Annotated in this window: 24 protein-coding genes; 16 read left to right on the top strand and 8 right to left on the bottom strand. The window is 65.5% G+C overall.

Annotated elements, in window-relative coordinates; all coding sequences use genetic code 11:
* Nucleotides 1-672: 672 nt before the first annotated feature.
* Together ABEA07_RS24455 and ABEA07_RS24450 are read left to right on the top strand one after the other, a co-directional pair.
* On the top strand, nucleotides 673-1578 hold the full coding sequence (locus tag ABEA07_RS24455) for a hypothetical protein (protein ID WP_345541136.1): 906 nt from the start codon (nucleotides 673-675) through the stop codon (nucleotides 1576-1578).
* Between the two features lie 26 nt (nucleotides 1579-1604).
* Nucleotides 1605-4919, top strand: coding sequence for a calcium-binding protein (locus tag ABEA07_RS24450; RefSeq protein ID WP_345541135.1), 3315 nt, complete (start codon nucleotides 1605-1607; stop codon nucleotides 4917-4919).
* A gap of 130 nt (nucleotides 4920-5049) precedes the next feature.
* Here ABEA07_RS24450 and ABEA07_RS24445 read toward each other — a convergent pair whose 3' ends face one another.
* Nucleotides 5050-6747 carry a magnesium transporter CorA family protein gene (locus ABEA07_RS24445; protein WP_345541133.1) on the bottom strand — a complete coding sequence of 566 codons (1698 nt, stop codon included), beginning with the start codon at nucleotides 6745-6747 and terminating at the stop codon, nucleotides 5050-5052.
* 188 nt (nucleotides 6748-6935) lie between these two features.
* Between ABEA07_RS24445 and ABEA07_RS24440 the strand changes: the two genes are divergently transcribed.
* From ABEA07_RS24440 to ABEA07_RS24405, 8 genes are all read left to right on the top strand, one after another.
* Nucleotides 6936-7607, top strand: a complete 672-nt coding sequence (locus tag ABEA07_RS24440; protein ID WP_345541131.1) for an amino acid ABC transporter permease — start codon at nucleotides 6936-6938, stop codon at nucleotides 7605-7607.
* A gap of 16 nt (nucleotides 7608-7623) precedes the next feature.
* Complete coding sequence (locus ABEA07_RS24435; protein ID WP_345541129.1) at nucleotides 7624-8277, top strand: amino acid ABC transporter permease; 654 nt, start codon at nucleotides 7624-7626, stop codon at nucleotides 8275-8277.
* Between the two features lie 63 nt (nucleotides 8278-8340).
* Entirely contained in the window at nucleotides 8341-9138 is a 798-nt protein-coding gene (locus ABEA07_RS24430; RefSeq protein WP_345541127.1) for a transporter substrate-binding domain-containing protein, read from the top strand.
* A 10-nt stretch (nucleotides 9139-9148) separates the two neighbouring features.
* A complete protein-coding gene (locus tag ABEA07_RS24425; protein WP_345541125.1) occupies nucleotides 9149-9928 on the top strand; it encodes an amino acid ABC transporter ATP-binding protein in 780 nt (259 codons plus the stop codon).
* Nucleotides 9929-9932: 4 nt separating this feature from the next.
* Nucleotides 9933-10679 (top strand): sugar phosphate isomerase/epimerase family protein, encoded by a 747-nt coding sequence (locus ABEA07_RS24420; protein ID WP_345541123.1) that lies wholly within the window; start codon nucleotides 9933-9935, stop codon nucleotides 10677-10679.
* Nucleotides 10676-11626, top strand: coding sequence for a sugar kinase (locus ABEA07_RS24415; protein ID WP_345541122.1), 951 nt, complete (start codon nucleotides 10676-10678; stop codon nucleotides 11624-11626). Before ABEA07_RS24420 ends, ABEA07_RS24415 begins: the two co-directional genes overlap by 4 nt.
* Nucleotides 11626-12609, top strand: a complete 984-nt coding sequence (locus ABEA07_RS24410) for a 2-hydroxyacid dehydrogenase (protein ID WP_345541121.1) — start codon at nucleotides 11626-11628, stop codon at nucleotides 12607-12609. The genes ABEA07_RS24415 and ABEA07_RS24410 overlap by 1 nt, the downstream gene beginning before the upstream one ends.
* A complete protein-coding gene (locus tag ABEA07_RS24405; protein WP_345541120.1) occupies nucleotides 12606-13637 on the top strand; it encodes a LacI family DNA-binding transcriptional regulator in 1032 nt (343 codons plus the stop codon). Before ABEA07_RS24410 ends, ABEA07_RS24405 begins: the two co-directional genes overlap by 4 nt.
* A 137-nt stretch (nucleotides 13638-13774) precedes the next feature.
* On the opposite strand, the gene ABEA07_RS24400 is transcribed toward ABEA07_RS24405, so the two are convergent.
* Nucleotides 13775-14083: a type II toxin-antitoxin system RelB/DinJ family antitoxin gene (locus tag ABEA07_RS24400; RefSeq protein ID WP_345541119.1), complete on the bottom strand. Its 309-nt coding sequence runs from the start codon at nucleotides 14081-14083 to the stop codon at nucleotides 13775-13777.
* Between the two features lie 353 nt (nucleotides 14084-14436).
* Between ABEA07_RS24400 and ABEA07_RS24395 the strand changes: the two genes are divergently transcribed.
* The 3 genes from ABEA07_RS24395 to ABEA07_RS24385 all read left to right on the top strand — a co-directional run bounded on the left by ABEA07_RS24395 (nucleotide 14437) and on the right by ABEA07_RS24385 (nucleotide 17499).
* Nucleotides 14437-15648 (top strand): saccharopine dehydrogenase family protein, encoded by a 1212-nt coding sequence (locus ABEA07_RS24395; RefSeq protein WP_345541118.1) that lies wholly within the window; start codon nucleotides 14437-14439, stop codon nucleotides 15646-15648.
* Complete coding sequence (amaB, locus tag ABEA07_RS24390; protein ID WP_345541116.1) at nucleotides 15645-17156, top strand: L-piperidine-6-carboxylate dehydrogenase; 1512 nt, start codon at nucleotides 15645-15647, stop codon at nucleotides 17154-17156. Before ABEA07_RS24395 ends, amaB begins: the two co-directional genes overlap by 4 nt.
* A 94-nt stretch (nucleotides 17157-17250) precedes the next feature.
* On the top strand, nucleotides 17251-17499 hold the full coding sequence (locus tag ABEA07_RS24385; RefSeq protein WP_345541115.1) for a DUF1272 domain-containing protein: 249 nt from the start codon (nucleotides 17251-17253) through the stop codon (nucleotides 17497-17499).
* A gap of 84 nt (nucleotides 17500-17583) precedes the next feature.
* On the opposite strand, the gene ABEA07_RS24380 is transcribed toward ABEA07_RS24385, so the two are convergent.
* Together ABEA07_RS24380 and ABEA07_RS24375 are read right to left on the bottom strand one after the other, a co-directional pair.
* Complete coding sequence (locus ABEA07_RS24380; protein ID WP_345541114.1) at nucleotides 17584-18096, bottom strand: antitoxin Xre/MbcA/ParS toxin-binding domain-containing protein; 513 nt, start codon at nucleotides 18094-18096, stop codon at nucleotides 17584-17586.
* Between the two features lie 656 nt (nucleotides 18097-18752).
* Nucleotides 18753-19154 (bottom strand): hypothetical protein, encoded by a 402-nt coding sequence (locus tag ABEA07_RS24375; RefSeq protein WP_345541113.1) that lies wholly within the window; start codon nucleotides 19152-19154, stop codon nucleotides 18753-18755.
* A 129-nt stretch (nucleotides 19155-19283) separates the two neighbouring features.
* Between ABEA07_RS24375 and ABEA07_RS24370 the strand changes: the two genes are divergently transcribed.
* Together ABEA07_RS24370 and ABEA07_RS24365 are read left to right on the top strand one after the other, a co-directional pair.
* Nucleotides 19284-19982, top strand: a complete 699-nt coding sequence (locus ABEA07_RS24370; protein WP_345541111.1) for a succinate dehydrogenase iron-sulfur subunit — start codon at nucleotides 19284-19286, stop codon at nucleotides 19980-19982.
* Between the two features lie 320 nt (nucleotides 19983-20302).
* Nucleotides 20303-21289: a Fic family protein gene (locus tag ABEA07_RS24365; protein ID WP_345541110.1), complete on the top strand. Its 987-nt coding sequence runs from the start codon at nucleotides 20303-20305 to the stop codon at nucleotides 21287-21289.
* A gap of 105 nt (nucleotides 21290-21394) precedes the next feature.
* Here ABEA07_RS24365 and ABEA07_RS24360 read toward each other — a convergent pair whose 3' ends face one another.
* On the bottom strand, nucleotides 21395-21583 hold the full coding sequence (locus tag ABEA07_RS24360) for a hypothetical protein (RefSeq protein WP_345541109.1): 189 nt from the start codon (nucleotides 21581-21583) through the stop codon (nucleotides 21395-21397).
* A gap of 637 nt (nucleotides 21584-22220) precedes the next feature.
* Here ABEA07_RS24360 and ABEA07_RS24350 point away from each other — a divergent pair.
* Nucleotides 22221-22775, top strand: a complete 555-nt coding sequence (locus ABEA07_RS24350; protein WP_345541107.1) for a helix-turn-helix transcriptional regulator — start codon at nucleotides 22221-22223, stop codon at nucleotides 22773-22775.
* A gap of 207 nt (nucleotides 22776-22982) precedes the next feature.
* Here the strand turns inward: ABEA07_RS24350 and ABEA07_RS24345 are convergent, their stop codons facing one another.
* The 3 genes from ABEA07_RS24345 to ABEA07_RS24335 all read right to left on the bottom strand — a co-directional run bounded on the left by ABEA07_RS24345 (nucleotide 22983) and on the right by ABEA07_RS24335 (nucleotide 24697).
* Nucleotides 22983-23402: a type II toxin-antitoxin system VapC family toxin gene (locus ABEA07_RS24345; protein WP_345541106.1), complete on the bottom strand. Its 420-nt coding sequence runs from the start codon at nucleotides 23400-23402 to the stop codon at nucleotides 22983-22985.
* Nucleotides 23399-23653, bottom strand: a complete 255-nt coding sequence (locus ABEA07_RS24340; RefSeq protein WP_345541105.1) for a FitA-like ribbon-helix-helix domain-containing protein — start codon at nucleotides 23651-23653, stop codon at nucleotides 23399-23401. The genes ABEA07_RS24345 and ABEA07_RS24340 overlap by 4 nt, the downstream gene beginning before the upstream one ends.
* Before the next feature lie 240 nt (nucleotides 23654-23893).
* Nucleotides 23894-24697: a class I SAM-dependent methyltransferase gene (locus ABEA07_RS24335; RefSeq protein WP_345541104.1), complete on the bottom strand. Its 804-nt coding sequence runs from the start codon at nucleotides 24695-24697 to the stop codon at nucleotides 23894-23896.
* Nucleotides 24698-24705: the final 8 nt, after the last annotated feature.

The raw sequence follows: 24705 nt of genomic DNA, 5'->3' as shown, positions 1-24705 counted from the left end.
GACCGACGAACTCGCAAGGGGAGCGGATCGGCACAATCGCGCGCGAGCCGGCCTCTACCGATTCCTTCGTCCGCCGGGTGCGCGCTGCTGACGCCGGCAGACCGCCCTGCGAAAGTCCGCAACTTGGTGCTTGCGGAGTCCCGGCCGGCATGAATGAACGGTGATGGGCTCGAACTCAAGCGCGCCAATGGTTCTACGGCATCAACCCGGTCAACACGCATCGGCGTGAACGGCAGTGCGACCGACACCGCCGGTGGCTCCCCAGGCCGGCACTACGGTAAATCGCAGCCTCGTCCCAGAGCTTCAAGGGTGAAGTCGACAGCGTTACAGGTCTGGAAGTCATCGCGTAGGCCGGGGCCCGGCAGGGGAAGGGGCGACAAATCTGATGAATTCTGGCGACGCTGCAAAACAGCGGAGCAATGTGGATAGCGTGGCGGCCTTCGCCACGGCGAAGCAACGGGTCAACGACTGCTTTTGATCTGTTGGTGCAATAAAAGATCTTCAGAGAAATTATGTACAACGCTGCTTTGCACAATCCAGATCAACCCCAGTCATCGGGACTGGCTTCGCCGTGTTCATCGGTGATTTTTCCCGTAATTCAAACAAGCCTCACTAATCGGGGCCTGCGCAGACGCAGCGTCTGGCGCGGATGCAAGTCGAGGACCTAGCGCCATGCAATCTGAGAACAGCACCCCTAAATGTGGTGGCGCCGCAGCGCCAATGAACCGCCGCTCGACTGCCGCGGCGTGGATTGCACTCGGGCTCGTCGTAGCAGTACTGGTGGGCTTTGCAAGCCTCATCGCGTACCAACTGCACGTTCAGGTCCCCCCTGTGGATCCCTCGTCGGAATTGCAGCAGGAGCACCCACTGTTTCCTCCGGGAGTGTCGCTGAAGCCGGTGGACAAACCGGTCATTGGAAATCTGGGTGGAATGCCGGTGACTTTTCCAGCGGGATTTGTGGAGAACGTCGAGTACGAAGGCGATCCTGGGTTTGGTGAAAAGCGGAAAGGGCCGAAGCCTGAGCGCACCCATCGATTGGGCTTTACTAGTCTGGGATTCAGGGTGCGTTATCCTGACTTCATGGTGATTCCATATAAAGAGCAAGAAGCCGATCAACGCAAATACAGGATCTCTAACACGCCTTGGTTAAACGTTTCGATCACGGCGGGGTCATTTTTTGGTGATGGGGAGTTCTTGGAGCGAAGTGTTTCCTGGATGAATCGCGAAAAGGACTTTCAATACGAGAAGCTGCCAAGCAAGCAATTTGGACTGGATGTATATACGCCCGTCGGCGTTGACGAGTCACTGCGAAACTTCCACCCCAAAAAGGGATACCAAAGCGACATCCGTGATCGCGACCTGTTTGTTGGATACAACAACAACGGAAGAGTTGAAACATATATTGAATGCAGCAATCGCAATCACGCTGCGGCGCCATGCGAGCAGTTTTTTTACCTCGATCCTTTTCTTCGGGTCAAGCTAAAAGTCGGATACCGACGTGGGATGTTGGCTCACTGGCAAGAAATTCAAACTTCCGTCAAGAAGCTTTTGTTCGAATTTAAAGTCAAAAATAACTGAAATCAATCAACAGAGAGGAAAAGTTAATGCCAGAAAAATTGGATGCCAACCAACTGGATCAATATCAACTGATGCTGGATTCTGGAAATATTAATGGAATGTACGATGCATTGAACGATCGGGGGTACAAGTATGCAGGTTGGGCAGCGGGAGTGGCACGAGGAGATACTCTGACTGGCGCTTCTGCGCTTCAATATTTAAATGGCTCGGCGCTAATGGGGCTCGGAAAGGAGGCTTGCAAAAATCTTGACAGAGAAAAATTCGATGAAATTAAAGAAGACATGGCGCAAGGCTATCTTGATTCCTTGAAAAAAATCGCTAGAGAATCAGGCGGGCCAGTCGATCGAGATGTCAGTTTTAAGGAGACTCGCGATTTTCACGAAAAAGCCTTCAAGGACAACGACCTGGGCATCGACAATTGGACCCTCAAAACTCCTTTCGACCTCATCAAGGAGACCCAAGGCGAGCACGCCGCCGAAGAGCGTTGGGAAAGGCTTCGTGACACGGGCGGCACAGGCTGGGATGGCTTCTGGGAAAGCGTTCGCCTCTCGAAGGAGATGGGCGGCCACGCCTTCTCGCCTGATCCCAGCATCAGCGACCGCGCCCGGGAGTGGATGGACAACGCGCCCGGGATGGCCAATTGGGAGCAGATCAGCCGTGCCATCGGTGCACTTGGAGAAGCGTTCAAAAACACGCGCCTGCCTGGTGTCGGCATGGTCGATCCCCTCACAGGCCTGCCCTGGTCGGACATTGATCGACTCGTGGACCAGTTTTTCGATACCGCGCGCGCTTGGCGCCAGCCGGTCGACCCCCTGATGCTGGACTTGGATGGCGATGGCCTCGAACTCAAGCGCGCCTCCGGCTCCATCCTCTTCGACCACAACGCTGACACCATTCGCACCGGCACAGGTTGGATCGGCGCCGACGACGGGATCCTCGTCCGCGACCTCAACGGCAACGGCTCGATCGACTCAGGCCGCGAACTCTTCGGCATCGACACGCTCAAGCGCGACGGTAGGAACGCGGTCAATGGCTTCGATGCGCTCGGCGATCTGGATTCCAACGCCGACGGACAACTCACCGAAGCCGACCTCTTGTGGAACCAGGTCATGGTCTGGCGCGACCTCGATCAGAACGCCATCTGCACCACGGACGAACTCTTCCGGCTGGCCGAGCTTCAGATCAGCCGCATCGGCGTGAACGGCAGTGCGACCAACGCCACCGGAGGTGCCCAGGCCGGCACGACGGTCAACGGCAACCTGATCGCCCAGAGCGCCAGCTTCACGCACGAGGTCGATGGCGTGCAGGTCAACCGCACCGTCGGCGCCATCGACCTCGAATCGAACGCCTTCTACCGCGAGTTCACCGTCCCCGTGCCGCTGACCGAGCAGGCCCGTGCTCTGCCCAACATGCAAGGCTCCGGCCGCGCCCGCGACTTGGCCGAGGCCGTCAGCCTGAGCCCCGCGCTCGGCGTGAGCCTGGCCGCCTTCAGCAGCGCCGGCACCCGGGACGCCCAGCGCGCCCTGCTCGATGGCCTCATCACCGATTGGGCCCAGGGCTCCGACTTCTGGCAAAGCCTGGAAACCACCCTGGACGGCAACGTCAAGATCAGCGGCTTGCCCGCCGGCATGACTGAAGCCCAGTACCGCAACCTCGTGGCCGTACTGGAGGTCTTCAACGGCGAGCGCTTCTACAGCACCGGCACCAATGGCACGGCCATGACTGCCGGCACCACCAGGACGAGCACCACCGATTCCGTCACTCTTGTGACCCGCGTCGGCTACGGCATCGCGCCGCCGGCTGCCCAGCTCACGCTTCTGCAGCAAAGCTATGACGCCTTGAAGGAGAGCGTCTACAGCGCCCTGGTGCTGCAGACGCGGCTCAAGCCCTACCTCGATGCCATCCAACTGACGATCGATGGGAACGGCATCCGCTTCGACACCACGGCACTGGCCGCCTTGCTCGATCAGAAGAAAGCCGCCAATGAACGCGAGGCCGTCCTCGATCTGGTGGAACTCAACCGCTTCGCCCAGCCCACCCTGCAGGCGGTGGGCTTCACCGGGCTGGACACCCTGCGCGGCTGGGTCGAAGCCTTACCAGCAAATTCGGCGCTGAGGACCGAACTCGCGACCTTGAACATCTACGCAGGAGCGACCACCAGCGGCACCGCCAAGCCGGACACCTACCTAGGGGACGCCAACGGCAACAGCTTCAATGGCGCGGCAGGGGATGATCTGCTGAAGGGTGGCGGGGGCAACGACGCGTTCGATGGCGGCGCCGACAATGACACGCTCGAAGGCGACTGGGGCAACGACAGCCTTTCCGGCGGCGACGGCAATGACAGGCTCTTTGGAGGCGATGGCAGCGACACGCTCAACGGCGGCACCGGCAACGACACGCTGGATGGCGGAGCCGGCAATGACACGCTGTACGGTGGTAACGGCAACAACATCTACCTGTTCGGCCGCGGTGACGGACAAGACAAGATTCGTGCGACCTTCGACTCCACGGCAGGCAAGCTCAACACGCTGCGCTTCAAGGCGGGCGTGGCGCCCGGCGATGTCGTCATCAAGCAGGTCTACGACGACGAGGTAGGCGGGCATACGCTGGAGTTCTCGATCGCCGGAACCAGCGACAAGATCACCTTCTCCGGCTTCTTCTACGGCACCAACCCGGTCAACAACTACAACACGCTGCAGCAAGTGCGGTTCGAAGACGGCACGAATTGGGACATCGCGGCGCTGCTGGGCAAGCTGTATGCCGGCACGGATGGCAACGACAGCCTGAACGGCACAAGCGGCAACGACACGATCACGGGCGGCCTGGGCAATGACACCCTCAGCGGTGGAAGTGGCGACGACACCTTGCATGGCCAGGACGGCGCCGACGTGCTCTATGGCGAAACCGGCAATGACACGCTCGATGGCGGTGCAGGCAGCGACGCCCTCTACGGTGGCGCTGGCAATGACACCTACGTGTTCGGCCGAGGCTCCGGCCAGGACACCCTGTACGACTATGACACCACCGCCGGCAACACCGACGTGGTCCATTTCGGTGGAGACATCCGCGCCGATCAGCTCTGGCTCCGCCGGCTGGGCAGCGACCTCGAGATGAGCATCATCGGCACCAACGACAAGCTCACGCTCGGCGATTGGTACTCAGGCAGCGCCCACCAGGTCGAACGGTTCAAGCTCTCGGACGGCACGGCGTTGCTGAACAACCAGGTCGATGCCCTGATCGCTGCCATGGCTGCGTTCGCACCCCCTTCGTCGGGCCAGACCACAGTATCTCCTGACTACCAGACGACTTTGAACGTTGTGCTGGCCGCCAACTGGAACTAAAGGCGTCCGGAAAGACTGAACCGGTCACTGCGCAGCCCGATGATCGTCGGGCGGAGCGCAGGGTCGTCTTGTGACAAAGTGAACTCCCTTCAGGGCAGGTGACTTGGACGCTTGACGCCCCCCAAGCCCCTCAATCCGCCCCCGGCTTCCACACCCGCGCCAGCACCCCCAGCCGGCTCTTGAAGCTCTGCCGCTCGTCCGACAGCGCATCGATGAAGTCCGACAGCCGTTTCGATTTGATCAGCGTGTAAAAGGTCAGCCAGGTGGTGAAGGCGCCCACCACGCCGAACCACGCCAGCTTCTTCCACAGCGGCGAATCGGCCTCGGCCAGCAGGTTCATGCCGAGGAAGCCGGTGGTGATGGTGCCGATCAGGCCGAACAGCGTGACCACCGTGAGCCGCACCACCGTGTTGGCCTGGCGGCGCAGGCTGTCGGCGTCCAGGTACGTGTTCATGTCGGCGATGCGTTCCTTCACCTCCTCGTACAGCGGGTCCAGCGCCAGGTGGCTGGTGCACAGGCGGTACAGCGCGCGAACCTGCGCCTGCTCCGAGATCTCATGGAACCAGTAGCGGTGCGTGAAACGCAGGAAGCCCTCGAAGCTCGCGCGAATGGCGCGCTTGAAGCGCTTGACGCTGGCCACGTCGTGCACGTCCAGCCGCCGCAGGGCCTCCACCAGCCGGTCGGAGAACATCAGGAGCGCCGCCTTCTGGAAATGCGCGATCAGGAACACCAGGAAATGCTGGTGCCGGAACTGCGCCAGCACACCGCGGTCGCGGCAGCAGAAGAACTCGGAGTCGGCCGTGCCGACCACGACCAGCGAGCGGCCGCTGCACAGGTAGCGCGTGTTCGGCGCGCTGCCGGCATCGACCCAGAAGCGGTCGTAGCAGTAGCGCTGCTCGAAGTCCATCATGTGGTCCTCGGCGAAGGGCAGGGGGCCGCCGCGGCCGACGGCCGGCTCGGCGGCGCCGGTGACCAGCGTCAGTCGCATGAAGTCCAGGCGCGAGAGCTTGCGCGGATCGTCGAGCGCGAGGTAGGCCATCAAGGGCATGCGGTAGTACTCGAGCTGGCGAAAGCGCAGTAGGCCGGGCTCGCCCGAATGGTCGCTCACCAGCGGCTGCATCAGCCAGGCCCAGTGCGCGGCGATGCGCGGCGCGCGGTGCTCGGCCACGTGCGCAAGGAAGAGATCGCTCTGCTGCGCGTCGGAACTGGCGAGCACCTGGCCCTTCGCATCCAGCCACTCCACGCTGCTCATGCAGTGCAGCGCCGCGCCCTTCGCGTCCCATCCGCCGGGATAGGCGCGGCCGAAGCGGTAGAGCGTCTCCTGCGCCTGCGGCAGGCCCAGGTCGTCGGCGCCGACTTCCATGTTGAGCATCACCACGTCGACGTCGAAGAAAAAATAAAGGTCGGTGTGCACCACCTGCAGCGTCAGCGGTGCATCGCCGGGCCTGGCGACCACGCGCACGGCGGCGATGTCGTGCCGCCGGAAAACATGCATCGGCGATTCGCCGCCGTGGCCGCCCGCCTCGCGGCCGCGCCGTCCCTCTCCGTAGAGGAAACGCTGCACGTAGGGCAGGAAGCTCACGAACTCGTTGTAGTGGCGCTCGTGGAAGGCTTCGCTGCTGCCGGTGTATTCGTCCACCACCTCGCGCCACGGAGAGTCGGCGCCGGCTTCCTTCAGCAGTTCCCACGGACTGCGCCGGTCGTGCGGCGCGCTCGGCGTCGGCATCAGCCGCAAGGGCCACAGGAGCGTCGCACGCAGGTGCCGCACCCTCGGTGCCCCGCCCGCCGCCTGCGCCGCAGCGTCCAAGCCTGGAGTGATCTGCTGCATGGCGCCAGTGTAGACACGGCACCTTTCTGCCTTGGTGACGGGCGATGGGGTGCCGGCTTCTGCCCCGCCTAGGGGAATCCCTGATATGGTGTCTGAAACCGGTTTCATATAGACTCCCTACACCCCTGGTGGGAGCCTTCTGGTGCACATCTGCCCCGGCGTGCACCCATACGAACCGAATCTTTCCCGTGAACTACCAATTCCAGTTCGACGCCGTTTTCGCCGCCTGGCCGCTGCTGCTGAAGGGCACCTGGATCACCATCCAGCTCTCGCTCGTCGCCACGCTGCTGGGCCTGGTGGTCGCCATTTTCTGCGCCTGGGGAAAGACCTCGGGGCCCGGCTGGCTGCGCTTCATCGTCAATGCCTACATCGAGGTGATCCGCAACACGCCCTTCCTGGTGCAGTTGTTCTTCTTTTTCTTCGCGCTGCCGGCCATCGGCCTGCGCTGGTCGCCCTACACGGCCGCGCTCACCGCGATGGTGGTGAACCTCGGCGCTTACGCCACCGAGATCATCCGCGCCGGCATCGAGTCCATCCCCAAGGGGCAGATCGAGGCGGGCAGGGCGCTCAACCTCAAGGGCTGGGAGATCTTCCGCTTCGTCATCATCAAGCCGGCACTCAAGGCCATCTACCCGGCGCTGACCAGCCAGTTCATCCTGCTGATGCTGAGTTCGGCGGTGGTGTCGGTCATCTCCGCCGACGACCTGACCTCGGTCGCCGCCAACCTGCAGTCGCAGACCTTCCGCAGCTTCGAGATCTACATCGTGGTGGCCGGCATCTACCTGGCGCTGGCGCTCGCGTTCTCGGCGCTGTTCAAGCTGATCTACCGGCGCACGCTCAATTACCCGGACCGCCGCTGAAGAGGGCCTTTCGATCATGCGTACCTTCGGTTTTCCCGATTTCCTCTTCATTCTCGAGGCGGCCAGGTGGACGCTCGCGCTGTCCCTCATCGCCTTCATCGGCGGCGCCATTCTCGGTTTGATCATCGCGCTGGCGCGCACCTCCGAGAACGGCGTGGCGCGCGCGCTGTCCACCGCCTTCATCCAGGTGTTCCAGGGCACGCCGCTTCTGCTGCAACTGTTCCTGATCTTCTTCGGCGCGCCGGTGATCGGCTTCGACATCAACCCGTGGATCGCCGCCGGCATCGCGCTGGTGCTCAACAGCGCGGCCTTCCTCGGCGAGATCTGGCGCGGCTGCATCGAGGCCATTCCGCGCGGCCAGACCGAGGCGGCGCATGCGCTCAACCTGAGCTACACCAGCCGCATGCGCGACGTGGTGCTGCCGCAGGCCTTCAAGATCGCGCTGCCGCCCACCGTGGGCTACGTGGTGCAGATCATCAAGGGCACCTCGCTGGCCGCCATCATCGGCTTCACCGAGATCACGCGGGCCGGGCAGATCATCAACAACGCGACCTTCCAGCCGCTGTACGTGTTCACCACTGTCGCGGCCATCTACTTCGCCATCTGCTGGCCGCTGTCGCTGCTGGCCGGCCACATGGAGCGCAAGCGCGCCCGTGCTCTCGCGCGCTGATCCCTCTTCGCCTTTTTCGTCGTTCCGCCTTCCCGTTCCCGCCCCATCCAAGGAGACCCTGACATGACCCTCTTCACCACCCGCCGTGCCGCCCTCGCCGCCCTCGGCCTGGGCGCCGCGCTCACCGCCTTCGCACCGCTCGCCTCGGCCCAGACCATGGCCGACATCAAGAAGAAGGGCGAAGTCACGATCGGCATGCTGGTCGACTTCCCGCCCTACGGCACCACCGACGCCAAGAACCAGCCCGACGGCTACGACGCCGACGTGGCCAAGCTGCTGGCCAAGGACTGGGGCGTGAAGGCCAACATCGTGCCCGTCACCGGCCCGAACCGCATTCCCTTCCTGCTGACCAACAAGGTCGACCTGCTGGTGGCCTCGCTGGCGGTCACGCCCGAGCGTGCCAAGCAGGTGCAGTTCTCGCAGCCCTATGCGGCCGCCACCATCGTGCTCTACGGCAAGACCGGCGCCAACATCAAGGGTGCGGCCGACCTCAAGGGCGTGCGCGTGGGCGTGGCCCGTGCCAGCACGCAGGACGTGGCCGTGACCAAGGCCGCGCCGGAAGGCACCGAGATCCGCCGCTTCGACGACGACGCCTCGGCCATGCAGGCCCTGATCTCGGGCCAGGTCGATGCCATCGGCTGCTCCGTCACCGTGGCCGCGCAGATCGCCAAGCGCGTGCCGGCCAACACCTTCGAGAACAAGTTCACCCTGGTGCAGCAGGCCATGGCCATCGCCATGCGCCCGGGCCAGGACGAGCTCTTGAAGAACGTCAACGAATTCGTGGCCAAGAACACCGCCAACGGCGAGCTGAACAAGCTCTACAACAAGTGGCTGCAAACGGATCTGCCGAAGTTGAACTGAGCACCGCTCCATGACCGACCCCATCGCCACCCACGCCGGGGCCGACTCCATCATCCGGATGGAGGCGGTGAACAAGTGGTACGGCACCTTCCAGGTGCTGACCGACATCGACCTGTCCGTGCGCACCGGCGAGCGCATCGTCATCTGCGGCCCCTCGGGCTCGGGCAAGTCCACGCTGATCCGCTGCATCAACCGCCTGGAGACGGTGCAGAAGGGCAAGATCGTCGTCGACGGCATCGAGCTCACGGCCGGCGGCAAGAACGTCGACGCGGTGCGCGCCGAAGTCGGCATGGTGTTCCAGCAGTTCAACCTGTTTCCGCACCTCACCATCCTGCAGAACTGCACGCTGGCGCCCATGCGCTCGCGCGGCATGTCGAAGGAAGAGGCCGAGCAGGTCGCGATGAAATACCTCTCGCGCGTGCGCATCCCCGAGCAGGCCCACAAGTACCCGAGCCAGCTCTCCGGCGGGCAGCAGCAGCGCGTGGCGATCGCCCGCGCCCTGTGCATGAGCCCGAAGATCATGCTGTTCGACGAGCCGACCTCCGCCCTCGACCCCGAGATGGTCAAGGAAGTGCTCGACACCATGATCGGGCTGGCCGAGGACGGCATGACCATGCTGTGCGTCACGCACGAGATGGGCTTCGCGCGCAGCGTGGCCGACCGCGTGATCTTCATGGCCGACGGCAAGATCGTCGAGCAGGCCCCGCCGGGCGAGTTCTTCGCCCAACCCAAGCACGAGAAGACGAGGCAATTCCTCGGCCAGATCCTCAGCTCCCACCAAGCCCACTGACACCATGCCCCCTGTCCTGATCTCTCTGTCGTCCTTCGGTGCGGCCGAGGTGGGCCGGCATGGCCAGTTGTGGTGCGCGCGGCTGGCGCTCGAAGCGGGCGCCGACAGCGTGGAAGTGCGCGGCGAATTGCTGCGCGAGCCGGCGGCCGAACTCGCGGCCCTCGCAGGCCTGGCCGCGGTGTACTCCAGTCCCGAAGGCCTCTGGGCCGCCGACGGCAGCCTCGACGAAGGCGCGCTCGCGCGGGGCCTGGCCGCTGCGTCGGCCTTGCGGGCCCACCGGCTCAAGATGTCCATCGGCGGTTTCGGACCGCCCTCCCAGTTCTCCCTGGCGAAGCTCAAGGCCCTGCTCGAAGCCCAGCCGGTGGAGTTGCTCATCGAGAACGACCAGACCGTGCAGGCCGGCACCCTCGACGCGCTGCTGCGCTTCTTCGACGCGCAGCAGCAGGCCGGCCTGGACCTCGGCATGACCTTCGACATGGGCAACTGGCACTGGCTGGGCGAATGCCCGCTGCGCGCGGCCGAGGCGCTGGCCTCGCGCGTGCGCTACGTGCACTGCAAGGGCGTGCAGCGGCTGCCCGCCAAGTGGGTCGCCGTGCCGCTGGCCGAATCCGTCGCGCCCTGGCGCGCCGTGCTGCGCGCCTTGCCGGGCGACGTGCCGCACGCCATCGAATATCCTCTGGCCGGCGACGACCTGCTCGCCGTCACCCGCGACCAGGTCGCGCAGATCCGTGCCCTGCCAGGCTTTTCATGACTGACACCACCTTCGATGTCGCGCTGTTCGGCGAAGCCATGCTGCTGCTCGTGGCCGATGAACCCGGCCCGATCGAGAACGCCACCGTTTTCCACAAGCGCACCGCCGGCGCCGAGACCAACGTCGCGATCGGTCTTGCGCGCCTGGGCCTGAAGGTCGGCTGGGCCAGCCGGCTCGGCACCGATTCGATGGGCCGCGCGCTGCTGGCCGCCATGCAGGGCGAGGGCATCGACTGCTCGCACGTGATCAGCGACCCCTCGCAGCGCACCGGCTTCCAGTTCAAGGGCCGCGTCACCGACGGCAGCGATCCGCCGGTGGAGTACCACCGCAAGGGCTCGGCCGCCAGCCACATGGGCCCGGCCGACGTCGACGAGCCCTGGCTGCGCTGCGCACGCCACCTGCACGCCACCGGCGTGTTCGCGGCCATTTCCGACACCAGCCTGCAGGCTGCCCTCAAGACCATGGACGTCATGCGCGCGGCCGGCCGCAGCATCTCCTTCGACCCCAACCTGCGCCCGACGCTGTGGTCTTCCACCGAGACCATGCGCCACTGGATCAACGAGCTCGCCGCGCGCGCCGACTGGGTGCTGCCCGGCATCGAAGAGGGCCTGCTGCTCACCGGCGAGAACACGCCCGAGGGCGTGGCCCGCTTCTACCGCGAGCGGGGTGCGAAGCTGGTCGTGGTCAAGCTCGGCGCCGAGGGCGCCTACTACGACAGCGACACCGCCGGCACCGGCCGCGTCCCTGGCTTCCCGGTGGCGAAGGTGATCGACACCGTCGGCGCCGGCGACGGCTTCGCGGTCGGCGTGGTCAGCGCACTGCTCGAGGGCCGCAGCGTGCCCGAGGCCGTGCGGCGCGCGGCCTGGATCGGCGCCCGTGCCGTGCAGGTGCTGGGCGACACGGAAGGCCTGCCGACGCGGGCCGAGTTGAACGAAGCGGGGTTGTGATGCGCAAGAAGGTCCTGGTCTTCCGCGAGCTGCCCGATGACCAACTGGCGCGCCTGCAGGCCGAGCACGAGGTCACGGTGGCCAATCCGCGCATCGCGGCGCAACTGCCTGCCTTCGAGGCCGCGCTGCCCGAGGCCCAGGGCCTGATCGGCTCCAGCTTCCCGGTCGACGATGCGCTGCTCGCGCGCGCGCCGCAGCTCGAAGTGATCTCCAGCGTCTCCGTCGGCGTCGACAACTATGCGCTGCCCGCGCTGCATGCGCGCGGCATCCTGCTGTGCCACACGCCCGGCGTGCTCGACGAAACCGTGGCCGACACCGTCTTCGCGCTGCTGATGGCCACCAGCCGGCGCGTGGTCGAGCTTGCCAACCTCGTGCGCGAGGGCCGCTGGACGAAAAACATCGGCGAAGAGCTGTTCGGCTTCGACGTGCACGGCAAGACGCTGGGCCTGCTCGGCTTCGGCCGCATCGGCCAGGCCATCGCGCGGCGCGCGGCCCTGGGCTTCGGCATGCCGGTGCTCTACCACGCGCGGCGCCCGGTCGACCTGGCGCGGCAGGCGCCCGAACTGCAGGGCAGGGCGCAGCACACCCCGCTCGACGAACTGCTGGCGCGCGCCGACATCGTGGTCGCGATGCTGCCGCTGTCGGACAGCACGCGCGGCATGGTCGATGCCCGCGTCTTCGGCCGCATGAAGCCCGGCGCCATCTTCATCAACGGCGGCCGCGGCGCCACCGTGCAGGAATCCGCGCTGCTCGACGCCCTCGACCGCGGCACCCTGCGCGCTGCCGGGCTGGACGTCTTCGCCACCGAGCCCCTGCCCATGGATTCGCAGCTGCGCACCCACCCGCGCGTGACCCCGCTGCCGCACATCGGCTCGGCCACCCACGAGACGCGTCACGCCATGGCCGAGCTGGCCACCACCAACCTGCTGAAGGCGCTCGCCGGCGAGCGCCCCCTGGCGGTCTACGACACGGCCTTCGCGTGAAGAAGGCAGCCCGCGCCACCATTGCCGACGTCGCGCGCGAGGCCGGCGTTTCCAAGGCCACGGTCTCGCGCTTCCTGAACCACCGCGAGCGCCTGCTCAGCGCCGACATCGCGGCGCGGGTCGAGGCGGCCGTCGCCAAGCTGGCCTACACCCCCAGCCCGATGGCGCAGGCGCTCAGCCACGGCCGCTCGCGCCTCATCGGCCTGATCGTGGCCGACATCACCAACCCCTATTCGGTGGCCGTGCTGCGCGGCGCCGAAAAGGCCTGCCAGGAGGCCGGCTACCTGGTGATGCTGTTCAACCTCGGCAACGACGCCGAGCGCGAGCACGAGGCCATCGACGCGCTGGCCGGCTACCAGGTGGACGGCTTCATCCTCAACACTTTGGGCCGCGGCACCGGCCTCGTGGACCCCGACGCGCTGCACGGCAAGCCCGCGGTTCTGGTCGACCGGCGCCACCCCGACATGCACACCGACTTCGTCTCGCTGGACAACCGCGCCGCGATGAAGGCGGCGTGCGGGCACCTGGTGGAGGGCGGCTACCGCGAACTGCTCTACATCACCGAGCCGCTGCGGGGCGTGAGCTCGCGGCGCGAGCGTACGGCGGCCTTCGGCGACTGCATCGCGGCCCACCAGCCGCGCGTGGCCGGCGAGGTCTTCGAAAGCAGCGGCGACGATACCGACGCACTCGACGCCGCACTGCAGGCCCTGCGCAAGCGCGCCAAGCGTGGGCGCCGCGCCGCCGTGCTTTCCGGCAACGCCGTCGTCACCTTGCGCGTGGCCTCGGCCATGGCGCGCCTGGGTTGGCAGTTCGGCGTCGAGCTGGGCTTCGTCGGCTTCGACGATCCCGAATGGGCACCGCTGATCGGCCCGGGACTCAGCACCATCGCGCAGCCCACCGATGCGATCGGGCGTGCCGCAGCCACCTGCCTGATCGAGCGGTTGAAGGGGCTGGAGTCGCCGCCGCGGCAGATCCTGCTCCCGGGGGAGCTGATGGTGCGGGGCTCGTCGACAGCGAAAGCGGTTTGATTTCAGCCCCAATGTGCCGCTCGTGTGCGTAGCCTTCCGTGGACCCGGCGCATTTCTCTAAGTGGGCGACCGAAACAAGGCTGTCGCCCTTTCACAGCAGGTCTGTCAGTTCGCCGGGAATGGCGACCACTCCATCCTCACGCCTTGCCTTTGCCCGCCTTGAGCAACGAAGCTGCGCGGCGCTTTGCAAAATGGGCTTCAACTCTCTCATGCGAGACGGCGGGACGCGGATCATCCAAGGCTTCCTGCACCTTGGCCCGGAACCAGGCGTCATGGGCCGCAGCGTCCACAACAAGCCCCGCAGGCAAAGCGCCCTCATTGGCCACACGTGTCAGAACCATCCTCATCACATCCGAGACGGTGAGGCCGATGTTGTCGAGCACGGCGGTGGCGCGCTCCTTCAGTTCAGCGTCGATGCGAGTCTGTACCAATGCGTTTGCGGCCATGGGCGGCCTCCGAAGGTGGGAACACAGGCCATGGTAATTCAAATGAATGACATCGCAACGCCAACCCCTCCCCGACTGGTGGGCGATGAGCTGTCGAGGCGCCGACGCGGCCGCCCCCTTACCCCAGCCCTCTGCCGCAAGCGGGAGAGGTAGCCGGAAGCCGTCAACCGCGCAGACTCCCAGGCGGCAGAAATGCGCCGGTCGTTGCCGGCCACGTCAGCGATTCGACGCGTGCTCTGATCGTTGTCGCTGCAAAGCGCTGGATTCCGGACACTTTGGCTGCTTCAACCTGCCAGCCCTCGCTCCTACAGTTCTTCGACGAGCTTTCGAACGAACCGTGAAGGAGGTCTGCGATGAACCCCGACGACAAAACCCCCATCCGCAAGGTGCTGGTGCTGGGCGCCGGCAAGGTCGGCGGCACGGTGGCCGACATGCTGGCGGAGTACCACCGCCTGGCCGTGACCCTGGCCGACCGCGTGCTGCCGCGCGGCGACCCCGGCGACAAGTGGATCGAGCGCGTTGCCCTCGACGTGGAAGACACCGCCGCGCTCGCCGCGCTGATGGCAGGCCACCAGGCCGTGATCAATGCCTTGCCCTTTCACCTCGCGGCGCAGGTGGCACGCGTCGCCGCCGCGCAGGGCCTGCACTACTTCGACCTGACCGAGGACCGCGCCGCCACCGAGGCGATCCGCGCGCTCGCGGCCGAGGCCACCGCCGTGCTGATGCCGCAATGCGGCCTGGCCCCCGGCGTGATCGGCATGCTCGGCATGCAACTGGCCGGCCGCTTCGACACCCTGCAGGACCTGCGCCTGCGCGTCGGCGCGCTGCCGCGCCATGCAACCAACCGGCTGCGCTACGCCTTCACCTGGAGCATCGACGGGCTGATCAACGAGTACTGCCACCCCTGCGCCGCCATCGTGCAGGGCGAGCCGGTGTCGGTGCAGCCGCTCGAAGGGCTGGAGACGCTGGTGCTGGAGGGAGAGGCCTACGAGGCCTTCCACACCTCCGGCGGCCTGGGCACCCTGGCCGAGACCCTCGCCGGCCGCGTGCGCAACCTCGACTACAAGACCCTGCGCTACCCCGGCCACCGCGACGCCATGGACTTCCTGCTGCACGACCTGCGCCTGGTCGAGCGCCGCGCGCTGCTGCGGCAGGTGCTGGAGCACGCGGTGCCCCACACCCGCGACGACGTGGTGATCGTGTTCGCCGCCGCCAGCGGTGAGCGGCAGGGCCGTTTCGAGCAGATCACCCGGACTGCGCGCATCCACGGCGGCCGGCTGCGCGGCGTGGACCGCACCGCGATCGAACTGGCCACCGCCGCCGGCGTGGTCGGTGTCTTCGAGCTGCTGCGCAACGGCCGGCTGCCGGCGCGCGGCTTCGTCGGGCAGGAGCAGGTGCCGCTGGAGGCCTTCCTTGGCACCCGCGTGGGCCGCTGCTATGCGGCGCTGGGCGAGGCCACGGACGCGGCGCCGATGGGGCCGCAGCCCGCGCATGCCGGTGGCCAGGCGGTCCATACTTGGCCCGCGCCGGCACGGCATCGCCGGCGCCAGGAGACACGCGCATGAACCACGATGAACGCACCCGCCTGTTCGAAGACTGCGGCATCCGCGCGGAGGAACGATCGGGCGGCAGCCTGCGCGTGCGATCGCCCATCGACGGCGCCGAGCTCGCGCAGTTGCACGAGACGCCGCCCGCCGCCGTCCTGCAGGCCATCGACCGCGCACAGCACGCCTTCATCCGCTGGCGCGAGGTGCCGGCTCCCGTGCGGGGCGAGCTGGTGCGGCTGTGGGGCGAGGAGCTGCGCCAGGCCAAGGCGTCGATCGGCCGCGTGATCTCGATCGAGGCCGGCAAGATCGTGCAGGAGGGCCTGGGCGAGGTGCAGGAAGGCGTGGACATCTGCGAGTTCGCGCTCGGCCTGTCGCGGCAGCTGCATGGGCGCACCATCGTCTCGGAGCGGCCGGGGCACCGCATCATGGAGCAATACCATCCGCTGGGGCCGGTGGCGGTGATCACGGCCTTCAATTTTCCGAGTGCGGTTTTCGCGTGGAACGCGGCGATCGCGCTGGTGTGCGGCGATCCGGTGATCTTCAAGCCTTCGGAGAAGGCGCCGCTGTCGGGCCTCGCCACCTTCCGCGCGCTGGAGCGTGCCATCGCGCGCTTCGGCGATCGCGCACCGGCCGGGCTGGCGCAGATCGTGATCGGCGGGCGGGCGCAGGCCGAGGCGCTGGTCGACAGTCCGCTGGTGCCGCTGGTGTCGGCGACGGGCTCGACCCGCATGGGGCGCGAGGTCGGGCCGCGGGTGGCGGCGCGCTTCGGCCGGCGCATCCTGGAGCTGGGGGGCAACAACGCGATGATCGTCACGCCCGCGGCGGATCTGGACATGGCGGTGCGGGCCATCGTCTTCAGCGCGGTGGGCACGGCGGGGCAGCGCTGCACCTCGCTGCGGCGGCTGATCGTGCACCGCGAGGTGCGGGAGGCGCTGCTCGCGCGCTTGCTGCCGGCTTATGAAAGCTTGCGTGTGGGCGATCCGATGGAGGAGGGCACCTTGGTCGGGCCGCTGATCGATGCGGCGGCCTTCGATGCGATGCAGCGTGCGATCGACGATGCGAAGGGGCAGGGCGGGCGGCTGCTGTGCGGTGGCGATCGGGTGCATGCGGAGCGCTTCGCGGATGCGTACTACGTGCGGCCCGCGATCGCGGAGATGCCTTCGCAGACCGAGGTGGTGCGGCGGGAGACCTTTGCGCCGCTGCTGTACCTCATGGCGTACGAGGACCTGGCGCAGGCCATCGCGCTCCACAACGATGTGCCGCAGGGGCTGTCGTCGTGCATCTTCTCGAACGATCTGCGGGAGGTGGAACGTTTTCTGTCGGCCTCCGGGTCGGACTGCGGGATGGCGAACGTCAACATCGGGCCGAGCGGAGCGGAGATCGGCGGGGCCTTCGGTGGGGAGAAGGAGACGGGGGGCGATCGGGAGAGTGGGTCGGATGCCTGGAAGCAGTACATGCGGCGGACGACGAACACGATCAACTTTTCGACGGAGCTGCCGTTGGCGCAGGGGATTCGGTTTGGGTGAGGTTGAGGAGGGCGGAAGAGGGACTCGTGCGGGCCGGCATGGATGCGGCCCTCTTCGACTAAGCTGCGCTACCCCGGTTTCTTGAGGACATCCCATGCTGCAAATGCGCCCAGGCTGCGAGTGCTGTGACCGCGATCTGCCGGCCGACTCGCCGGACGCTCGGATCTGTTCCTTTGAATGCACGTTCTGCAGCGATTGTGCGGACGGGCGCCTCGCTGGGAAGTGTCCCAACTGCGGCGGCGAGTTGCTTCCGCGCCCAAAGCGGCCTGCCGACAAACTCGCGAAGTTCCCGGCCTCGACCACGCGCGTGTTCAAGCTGGATGGCTGTGGGGTTCAACCGTAGCTCGTGGGGAAGCCTTGTGCTCGGCGGCGCGCAGCGCAGCGCGCCAAGGCAGTACGTTGATGGCGGTCGCCCGTCGGCCGACTGTCAAACTTCACCCGCTTGCGCGATTGTATTCAGGATCGTGCGAACCCTTTCGCCGCCGAACTCATTGGAGGCGTACTCGGCCGGCGCCTTGCCTTCGAGGTACGGGTTGGGTTTGATCATCCAGTTGGGCCCGTCTTCTCCAAACACCTCTGCGGCGCGGACGAACAGGTCGGCCTGCCGGAACATCCGCTCGGTGACCACCGGTGCCATAGGCTTCTCCGCAGGCGCGCGGGACAGCGTGGAGGGATGGAGGCTGAGCGCCAGTTGCAGGTCTTTTTTCCGCGGCAGTCGAGAGGCCTTGAACCATTCGCCCACTGCGCCCGCCGGCAGGCTTGAGGACGCGTAGCGGGAGGCCTTGGCACGGTCGAGCCTGCAGGGGGTAGCCGTTAGGTCGAAGAAGTGATGGGTGGGACGCAGCCGGTGGTCCTGAGCGTGGAGGTATCGCACGAACACGCTGTCGAAGTCGCGGGCCATCTTGATGGCTGGAGAAGGGGCTCCCTGTGCGGACATCATGTCGGCATCGTTTCCTGGAACAGGTGCGCGAGACAGAAGGGCCCGTCCCGTAGGAGTGATCTCGCTCACCACGACGGCGGGTCTGGGCAGGCCGCCCCACCTGACGGCGACGAGTTGCATCCAAGCGCGAATGTGGCCGGCGTGGACCAGCGCAGCGGCAGATGCGAAGTCCTCTGGTTCCAGGAGGACTTGCGGCAGCGTTCTCTGAGTAATGCGGTGGAGCAATGCCGTTGGCACAGGATGCGCTGCCACCGTGGCGCGCACGGCGCGTTGTGTCGTTCCTCTTCGTCCCATAGGCGAAGAGAGTGCGGGGATGCCTGCTTTGCGTCTACAGCCTTTGAGTAGCATCTTTTGGGGAACCGAGAAGATCACCTAGCGGCATCATCCGCATGCCTCCGTCTCCAAGGAAAATATCCACGTGCAGGAGGCGCCACGCGTCGCATTTCATGCGGCAGCACACCGATCCGGCCGCCTGTCGCCTGCCGCAGAACAGCCGAGACGGGCGTTGCGGGTGCGGATCGATAGCCGCTTTGCAGCGGGAGGGGTCAGTCCTGGCGACTCCTCCGAACTGGCGCTGAGGGCCCGGAGCGGTCCTGGCCCTGCATGGACTCTGAGCCAAAAAGCAGACCGTCAACATCGCCGGCATGCGGATCGGTTCACTCGGTCTTCGCCCCATCCCACCCCGCTTGCTCACCGGTTCGGAAAGCATCGGCTCGTCTCACAAGACTGTTCATCTCGGCGGCCGCATGCACGGTCATCGGATGAGGCGTGAAACCCTGCCTAGGAGAAATGTAGACCGCCATCTCGCGGGCAAGCTCCAGGTGACGCTCGGGCGCTTGTGCGAGAAGAGCAATCACGATGTTCTCCAGCGCGATGACGCGAACGCGCAGTTGTACCAGCTCTGCGTCGCTCAAAGGCGGGGTGATCTCCGGCCCGTTGTCGGAGGCGAGGTTTGCTTGGATGCTTGACGCCTTCACCTTGCGATCACCCCCTCTTCCGGCGGAGACCGTTTGACGTTGAGGTGAGCGATCTCTAGAGTTTGGATTCTTGTCAGGCATGTAGAACTTTCGTCACGGGCTGTAGAGCCTCAAGTTTGACCTGGCGCGCGCCGCTTGTGCAATCGATGGCCCGTAGCATCATCGACTTTTGCAGTGTTCGCTTCTGGATTGGGATTCGAAAGGACCGCGATGCATACCTTCCGCATTTACCGTTACGACCCGGACGTTGATGTCAGGCCGAGAATGCAGGTCTTCGAAACCGAAGTCGGGGATGGGGAACGGATGTTGCTCGACGCACTCATCAAGCTGAAGGCCACCGACCCGAGTCTGAGCTTCCGGCGCTCATGTCGCGAAGGCATCTGTGGCTCGGATGCAATGAACATCAATGGCAAGAACGGACTCGCATGCTTGACCAACATGCGTACGCTTCCGCGAACGGTGGTGCTGAAGCCGCTGCCCGGCCTTCCAGTGATCCGTGACCTGATCGTGGACATGACGCAGTTCTTCAAGCAATACCACTCGATCAAGCCATACCTCATCAATGACGATCCACCGCCCGATCGCGAGCGGCTGCAGTCTCCCGTGGCACGCGATGAACTGAACGGCCTCTATGAATGCATCCTGTGCGCTTGCTGTTCGACCGCTTGTCCGAGCTTTTGGTGGAATCCCGACAAGTACGTAGGACCCGCGGGTCTGCTGCAGGCCTACCGGTTCCTCGCCGACAACCGCGACCAAGCAACCGAAGAGCGCCTCGACAATCTTGAGGACCCTTACCGCCTGTTCCGCTGCAGGGACGTTCTGAACTGCGTCGACGTTTGCCCCAAGGGGCTGGTCCCTGCTGCGGCGATCGGAAAGATCAAACAGATGATGGTACGCCGAGGTGTTTAGCCATCGCGACAGAACCGGAAAGTCGCGTTGTTCAGTCGAAGAAGTCCGGGCCAGAACGCATGGCGTCGCGGCAGCGCGATAGCGTTCCCGGTCGGACCGACTCGGTTGCTCGCTGTACCTCTACCGTGCGTCGACGGTGCTGCCGAGTGCGCCTCATCCAGACAACAACGACATCCGGGTAGTCGACCTGGCGGCCGCGCTGGCGGAGGTGGCCGAAGGCTTCTTCCCGCACCAGCGTCTGGCTGCCACGATCTGCCTGGGCATGCGTCAACGACGCCGCGCCGCTGCTGGAGCGGCTCCTCGCCGGCGGCAAGTCCGTCGTGGCAGGCCGTCTGGCGGGCGCGTTCCGGGCTTTGGGGCGTGACGATGTCGCCAACCAGATCACCAGCACCATGCGCGCCGCGGGCTACACCGTGCACGAAGCGTCGCCGTTCGACCGGCCGCCGGCCGCGCTCCCCGGTACGCGCGTGGAGTCCCCCTACGTGCAGCGCCTGCGCCTCATGTGGGCCGAGATGCGCGGCGCCGTGATCGACGCTTTCCCGCCCCCCGGGCCTGTGCCCGCCGACGCCGCCAAGACGCTGCGCGAGATCGAGGCGCGCTATGTGGCCGACGCCTACCACTCGCTGTCCATCGAGGGCTACCGCGTCACGGCCGATCTCATCGACAAGGTCCGCGCCGGCGCCTGGGATCCGGACGGCGACGACCGGGGGCACCGGGACGCGATGGCGGCCAAGGGCTACTTCGAAGCGCATGCGCAGGTGAAGGCCTTCATCGCTGCAACGATCGCCCAAGGTGCCGCGCGCCCGCGGCGCCTGCGCGAAGCCATGGCCGCGTGGTACCTGGCGCTGTTCAGCCCGAGCGTGCAGGCGGGCCTGCTCGAACCCGCGGACCTGGCCGGCTGGCGCAACGACCAGGTGTTCATCCGCGGCGCGATGCACGTGTCGCTCTCGAAAGAGGTGGTGCGCGACGCCATGCCGGCCCTGTACGAGCTGATCGAGGCGGAGGAGCATCCCGCGGTGCGCGCGCTCCTCGGCCACTTTCTCTTCGTCTACATCCATCCCTACATGGACGGCAACGGTCGGCTGGCCCGCTTCCTGATGAACGCGATGCTCGTGGGTGGCGGCTATGTCTGGACCATCATCCCGGTGGAGCAACGCTCGCGATACATGCAGGCGCTGGAACAGGCCAGCTCGTTCAAGAACATCAGGCCCTTTGCCGAGTTCGTTGCCGAGCTCACGATCGAGCAGACCAGAACGCCTTTGCCCCGGCCATCCAGCCCAACTGGCCGTGCCGCTTCTCCGTCCTGAGCCCATCGGCGCCAGCATGAGGTCCAAGGCGCGAACTTTCGCGCGGGGCATCCGCGCTTGGAACATGCCGAGCGATGAGGGTTGCGCGCATCGCGCGCCCCATCTTCACCCCTTGCGCTTCACCGGTTGGGCTTTGACCGCCGCCTTGCGCTTGGTGCTCTTGGCTTCAGTCTTCGCGGCCTTGATTGCGGCGGTTTCTTGCGTGGCGGAGCTGGCCTGCCCGAGGGACTTGCCAACGAGGGCCGCTGCGTCGAACACCATCGGGCCCGGAGCGCTGGCCGGAACGATCACCAAGCTCTGAATGCCGACCAGGGGTCGGCGCCGAGCTGCGCTGCCCCGTCACGTCATTGGCCCAATCGTTCGTCGCGCCCGCGAAGTTAAGGTTGACGCCGACGAACCAAAGCCCCTCCGTGATGCCACGCGTGGCAAAGAGGGCTCCGGCGACGTCGGCCCACTGAAACGCAAGGGCGCGCGCCGTCCAGCTTGATTGGTGTGATGTCGTTCATTGCAGCTTCCCCGTACCCCCCGTAGGCAGCGTCGGTGTGCCTTCCGACGCACGCTCGTTTCCCCGTATCCATCAAACAAGTTGTCAATTGACAACCGTGCAAGTATATTGCGCGTGGGAGAAGCCATGACACGCAATACGCATCCGAACAAAGACGTCGAAGCCGCCCTGCGATACGCTGAAAGCCATGGTTGGGTCGTCAAGCCAGGGGGGCATTGGGGGGTTTCTGTACTGCCCCTACAACGACCGCAACTGTCGATGTGGCACCCGGTGCAAGGCGGGGATCTGGGGGACCCCCAAAAGCCCCACCAATCATGCGAAGCAATTGCGTCAGGTCGTCGACGGCTGCACGTCGCAGCATGCGAAGCCAAGTGCTCAAGTCGAAACCACGGCAGTCGCCACGCCCGATCCAGCGGAGCAATGAACATGGAATACGAGTTCACACTGAAATTCAAACTTGGCCGGTCCATGCCGACCGACGATGAAATCATGAACAGTCTTGCAAGCGCCGACTGCACAGACGCATTCATAGGGTTGGGGCTTCCTGGCTACGTGAGCCTCGAATTCACGCGCGAGGCTCAGAGCGCAGAGGAAGCCATCTTGAGCGCAGTTCGGGACGCACAGCGGGGCCTGCCCGGTGCGCAGTTGATCGAGGCAGGTCCCGACTTTGTCAATCTGACAGATGTCGCCAACATGCTCGGCATGAGTCGCCAGAACATGAGAAAGCTGTTCGAGAAGCATTCGGTGGTCTTTCCTGCTCCGGTCCATGCAGGGACAACCGTTGTGTGGCACCTTGCGCCGGTGCTCATGTTTCTGAAGGAGCGTCACTATGTGGTGGCACCCACGGTCTGGGATGTCGCCTGGACTGCCATGCATATCAACTCGGCTCGAGAGAAAGTGCTCATCGAGCCAGGACTAGCAGAGCGCGTTCAGAGCAGGCTCGCTGAATTCTGCGAGGGTTGGAACATACAGACTCACTGAGGCATGGACTGCGCCGTCGCGCGCGGCCTGCAGCAGTAGAGCGTTGACCTGCCGCGATCCAATGCCCCCAAGAGGCCCTTGCCGCGGGCCAGATCGCAGGACAGGCAGCCGTCCGACACGGAGCGGTCTGTCGATCGCGGTCACCGAGTTCACGGTGTCGGGCACATCACAGTTATTGAGGTGGTGATCGTGCCGGCAGCCGCCGGACTACATATCCCAGGGGTTGACGACTTTCAGTCCAGCAGTCCGGAACGGGTGGGCATCGCGTGATGCAACGATAAATTCGTTGGCGCTCGCCACGGCAGCAATGAGCGCATCCGCCGTCTCGATACCGCTGCCTGCCCGCTTTGTCGTTGCCAGGACCTTGGCATACGCAGCTGTGCACGCCAGATCGATCGGCAACACGCGGCCCGCAAACGACGGTAGCAAATCCCGCTCGATGTAGTCGTGCAGCTTATCGCGCCGCCGCCCGGCGGGCATCAGCGTCACGCCGGCACGCAGTTCTGCCACGGTCATGGTGGACAGGTAAAGCGTCTCCAGCGGCTGGGCGTCAATCCAGGCAATGACGCGGGCATCAGGCGCAGGGCGCAGCGGCTCCGAAACCACGTTGGTATCGAGCAGGATCATTCAAACCTCGCTGCCCTGGCCGGCGTCTTGTCGCCCGCGCCCTCCAGGATCGCAAAATCCTCTTCGGTCAGCCCGACCTTGCGGCCTGCTGCGGCCAGCATCGACCCGAGCTTCAACCGGTTCTGCGGGCGCACGGCCGCTTCAAGAATGTCGCGCATCTCGGACTCGATACTGCGGCCATGCTGGGCGGCACGTACCCGGATGGCGCGGTGCACTTCGTCAGGCACGTTTCGGATGGTCAAAGAAGGCATCTTTCACTCCATCAAGATGATGCGATTGCTTGCATATTATCAAAGTGCAAGTGACCTGTCGTGGATGAAACTGAGTGCGCTGCGGCGGGCCGTGCAGGCGCTCAGGAGCAGCTGAGGCGCACGCTTTTCGCGGCAGCCTCGGGACCGGTAGCAGGTCGTCGGGCTACGCGCTCTTACAGCAATGTCCACGAAGGCGAGATCGCGATGACGATATTCAAGACCCTCCGTCCTTCATCTGCCTCAGCGCGCCTGCGCACGCGTCAGCAGATAGTCCTGACGAACGACATTGTCCGAGTAGTACGGCGCAACCAGCGCAGCAAACTCGTCCCGCAGCGTGGCAAGCTTCTCAGGCTCCGTCGCAAGGCTTTCGACCAGCTTCTGCATCGGGCCGATGGAGCGTTCCATGAAGTGCCGGTAGTGCTCGATGCTGAGCGCGGGAAAGGCCATGATGCCCCGCTCGAAGAAGGGCGGGTCGAAGTGCGCGCCCAGGCGTTCCTTCACCGTCGCGGGGTTGCCCCACTGCGGAGGCGGTGACGCTCCGGCAGGCGGGGGCGGCGAGTACCGGCCTATCAAGGCGAACATGCAGCCGATCAGGTGCTCCGGCGGCCAGGTGGCGACTGCAATTCGGCCGCCGGGCTTCAGCACGCGGCGCATCTCCGCGATGGTGATCTCGGGCCGCGGCGCGAACATGTGTCCGAACTGACTGAGGACGACGTCGAACGACGCGTCGGCATAGGGCAGCTGCTCCGCGTCGCCCTCCGTCCACACGATGTCCTCCAGCCCCGCGATGCGCGCGTTCGCGCGGGCCTCTTCGAGCAGCGCGGGCGTGAGGTCCAGCGCCGTGACCCGAGCGCCGGCCCGTGCGGCCGTGAGGGCCACCACGCCCGTCCCCGTGCCCACATCGAGCACGGCCTCGCCCGGGGCGACCTGTGCAAACTTCACGAGGTGGCCGGCCACCGGCGTGGTGAACATCGCCGTCGGCGCAAACGAGGCCCACATCTCACGCTGCCGCTTCTTCAACTCTGCAAACGGGTCCTGGTTCATAGCGCTCT

Origin of the sequence: Variovorax defluvii (assembly GCF_039541515.1) — a bacterium.
In the GTDB taxonomy this organism is placed as follows: domain Bacteria; phylum Pseudomonadota; class Gammaproteobacteria; order Burkholderiales; family Burkholderiaceae_C; genus Variovorax; species Variovorax defluvii.
The sequence above is the reverse complement of the archived record's forward strand: the minus strand, read 5'-3'. Positions and strand labels throughout refer to the sequence as shown.

Excerpts from the sequence above, each read along its gene's own strand:
- ABEA07_RS24425 (WP_345541125.1), top strand. The coding sequence starts at position 9,149 with ATGACCGACCCCATCGCCACCCACGCCGGGGCCGACTCCATCATCCGG.
- ABEA07_RS24420 (WP_345541123.1), top strand. The coding sequence starts at position 9,933 with ATGCCCCCTGTCCTGATCTCTCTGTCGTCCTTCGGTGCGGCCGAGGTG.
- ABEA07_RS24435 (WP_345541129.1), top strand. The coding sequence starts at position 7,624 with ATGCGTACCTTCGGTTTTCCCGATTTCCTCTTCATTCTCGAGGCGGCC.
- ABEA07_RS24345 (WP_345541106.1), bottom strand. The coding sequence starts at position 23,402 with ATGATCCTGCTCGATACCAACGTGGTTTCGGAGCCGCTGCGCCCTGCG.
- ABEA07_RS24430 (WP_345541127.1), top strand. The coding sequence starts at position 8,341 with ATGACCCTCTTCACCACCCGCCGTGCCGCCCTCGCCGCCCTCGGCCTG.
- ABEA07_RS24450 (WP_345541135.1), top strand. The coding sequence starts at position 1,605 with ATGCCAGAAAAATTGGATGCCAACCAACTGGATCAATATCAACTGATG.
- ABEA07_RS24375 (WP_345541113.1), bottom strand. The coding sequence starts at position 19,154 with ATGCCTGACAAGAATCCAAACTCTAGAGATCGCTCACCTCAACGTCAA.
- ABEA07_RS24455 (WP_345541136.1), top strand. The coding sequence starts at position 673 with ATGCAATCTGAGAACAGCACCCCTAAATGTGGTGGCGCCGCAGCGCCA.
- ABEA07_RS24370 (WP_345541111.1), top strand. The coding sequence starts at position 19,284 with ATGCATACCTTCCGCATTTACCGTTACGACCCGGACGTTGATGTCAGG.
- ABEA07_RS24410 (WP_345541121.1), top strand. The coding sequence starts at position 11,626 with ATGCGCAAGAAGGTCCTGGTCTTCCGCGAGCTGCCCGATGACCAACTG.
- ABEA07_RS24335 (WP_345541104.1), bottom strand. The coding sequence starts at position 24,697 with ATGAACCAGGACCCGTTTGCAGAGTTGAAGAAGCGGCAGCGTGAGATG.
- ABEA07_RS24350 (WP_345541107.1), top strand. The coding sequence starts at position 22,221 with ATGGAATACGAGTTCACACTGAAATTCAAACTTGGCCGGTCCATGCCG.
- ABEA07_RS24380 (WP_345541114.1), bottom strand. The coding sequence starts at position 18,096 with ATGATGTCCGCACAGGGAGCCCCTTCTCCAGCCATCAAGATGGCCCGC.
- ABEA07_RS24445 (WP_345541133.1), bottom strand. The coding sequence starts at position 6,747 with ATGCAGCAGATCACTCCAGGCTTGGACGCTGCGGCGCAGGCGGCGGGC.
- amaB (WP_345541116.1), top strand. The coding sequence starts at position 15,645 with ATGAACCACGATGAACGCACCCGCCTGTTCGAAGACTGCGGCATCCGC.
- ABEA07_RS24395 (WP_345541118.1), top strand. The coding sequence starts at position 14,437 with ATGAACCCCGACGACAAAACCCCCATCCGCAAGGTGCTGGTGCTGGGC.
- ABEA07_RS24385 (WP_345541115.1), top strand. The coding sequence starts at position 17,251 with ATGCTGCAAATGCGCCCAGGCTGCGAGTGCTGTGACCGCGATCTGCCG.
- ABEA07_RS24340 (WP_345541105.1), bottom strand. The coding sequence starts at position 23,653 with ATGCCTTCTTTGACCATCCGAAACGTGCCTGACGAAGTGCACCGCGCC.
- ABEA07_RS24400 (WP_345541119.1), bottom strand. The coding sequence starts at position 14,083 with ATGGCCGCAAACGCATTGGTACAGACTCGCATCGACGCTGAACTGAAG.
- ABEA07_RS24415 (WP_345541122.1), top strand. The coding sequence starts at position 10,676 with ATGACTGACACCACCTTCGATGTCGCGCTGTTCGGCGAAGCCATGCTG.